This window comes from Acinetobacter sp. RF14B (assembly GCF_006864105.1).
GTDB lineage: Bacteria > Pseudomonadota > Gammaproteobacteria > Pseudomonadales > Moraxellaceae > Acinetobacter > Acinetobacter lwoffii_C.
The window spans coordinates 1-2244 of record NZ_SMTB01000169.1 but is presented as its reverse complement, the minus strand read 5'-3'; the positions used below and the strand labels follow the sequence as shown (position 1 = coordinate 2244).

Annotated in this window: 1 protein-coding gene and 1 pseudogene; one reads left to right on the top strand and one right to left on the bottom strand. The window is 48.9% G+C overall.

Annotated elements, in window-relative coordinates; genetic code table 11:
- A pseudogene (locus tag E2K52_RS14170) lies at positions 1 to 448 on the bottom strand (ATP-dependent Clp protease ATP-binding subunit); the annotation flags it as partial.
- A gap of 221 nt (positions 449 to 669) precedes the next feature.
- Here E2K52_RS14170 and uvrC point away from each other — a divergent pair.
- On the top strand, positions 670 to 2244 hold a 1575-nt coding region (gene uvrC / locus E2K52_RS14165), incomplete at its 3' end, for an excinuclease ABC subunit UvrC (protein ID WP_151205651.1).

Below are 2244 nucleotides of genomic sequence, written 5' to 3'. Positions count from 1 at the left end.
TTACAAAACCTAAATTTTGTAACTGATCAGCCAGTTCGCAGTTTGCTAACGCTTTTTGATCTAGATAAACTGTACCGGCATACGTTATATGACCCGCTACATCCAGATTATCTTTTAGTAAAATTGGCCAGAAGGCATCCGGACGGCCATAAATTGCCTCAGCAATCAGGCGTACGGTTTCCGTTTTACCGACGCCGGTAGGGCCGAGCATTAAAGTCACTGAAAGCGGTCGTTCCGGGCTGGAAAAATCGGCTTTGACCACATGCAGCATGTTCTCGATTTCAGTTAAGGCAGCATCCTGTCCAATAATGCGCTCGCGCAGGAATTGCATGACCGACTCAGGCTCAAAATGAAAACGTGGTTTCCCGATCAGGCGGTCCCGTTCAGCGCGACTCTGGCTGGAGGTCGCAGGTTGCGCAATATGAATACCGGATGGGGAACTGGTCATCTTGGATCATCTCGAGATAGAACAGCTTGAGCATAGCAAAGATCGCGCAGGCAATTTATAGCTTTTAGCAATCACCGCATGGCGGAGGACTTATAACTGTCCGCTCTGCCTCAATCTGTTGATTTAGCTGCCCCGTTCTGGCTAATTTTGTATTATTGCTTGAAAATGACACAAGAAACATCACATATATCTGCATATTGCAGGTGAAAAATAGGTTTTAGGTGAACGAGAACGCACGCCCTCATATTGAAAAAATCTTGGCCCATATGACCACCTTGCCCGGGGTCTACCGGATGTATGGCAAAGATGGTGAATTGTTGTATGTGGGAAAAGCCAAGAACCTGAAAAACCGGGTATCCAGCTATTTTGTCAAAACCATTGATCATCCCAAAACTCAGGCTCTGGTGGCGCGAATTTATGACATTCAAACCCTGATCGTGCGTTCGGAAACCGAAGCCTTGCTCTTAGAGCAAAACCTGATCAAGTTGCATCGCCCGCCCTATAACATCATGCTGCGCGATGATAAGTCCTATATTTATATTTTTGTCTCGGCGGATAAGCCCTATCCGCGTCTGGCCAGTGGACGCGGCAAGGGGAAGCATCAGGTCGGCAAGTTTTTTGGGCCTTATCCGAGTGCCTATAATGCACGTGATACTTTGGTGATTCTGCAAAAACTGTTTAATGTCCGCTCCTGTGAAAACAGTTTTTTTGCCAACCGTACCCGGCCTTGTCTGCAATATCAGATCAAGCGCTGTTCAGCGCCCTGTGTCGGCTTTATCTCGCCAGAAGACTATAAGGAAGATGTTGATAATTCAATCCGTTTCCTGCGTGGTGATACCCGGGAGTTAAACCAGGAACTGATTGCCAAAATGGAAGCTGCGGCAGAAAATCTGGAATTTGAAAAAGCGGTATTTTTCCGGGACCGCATGGCCTTGCTGCGTGATGTGCAGGCCCAGCAGGCGATTTATAAGGTCAAGGGCGAGGCTGATATTTTGGCGATTGCCTCTCAGGCCGGTGTGACCTGTGTGCAGATCATGCATGTGCGTAATGGCAAAATGTTGGGGGGAAAAGGCTATTTCCCGGACATGCTCAGTGATGATCTGGGGCAGATGTTGGCAGATTTTATTGCTAATTTTTATTTTCAGGTGGCCGATGAAATTCCGACAGAACTGATCGTCAATATTGAGGTGGCTGATCGCAAGGAGCTGGAAGCCGCATTGTCCCAGCATTTTGACAAAAAAATCCAGATCAAGTCCAGAGTCCGGGAAACCCGGGCCGAGTGGCTGGAGCTGGCCGAAATGAATGTGCAGAATGCCATTCAGGGCAGGCTGGCCAATCATTTTGAACTGAATGAACGCTTCCATCAGCTAGAGCAGGTGGTCGGTCGTCCGGTAGACCGGATTGAGTGTTTTGATATCTCACATACGATGGGTGAGGATACCGTGGCCTCCTGTGTGGTTTTTGACAGTGGGGGTGCCCGGAAACGGGATTATCGCCAGTTTTCCATTCATGACATTACTGAAGGTGATGATTATGCGGCCATGCGTCAGGCCCTAACTCGGCGTTATAAAAAGGCCATGCTGCCGGATTTACTGCTGATCGACGGCGGCAAAGGTCAGCTGCATATGGCTATGGAGGTGATGCAGGAGCTGGGGCTGGATGCCTTTATGATCGGGGTATCCAAGGGCGAAGGCCGTAGGCCGGGTCTGGAAACCCTGCATTTTACCGATGGCAGCAAGATTCAGCTTCCGGAAGATCATAAGGCATTGCATCTGATCCAGCAGGTGCGTGATGAA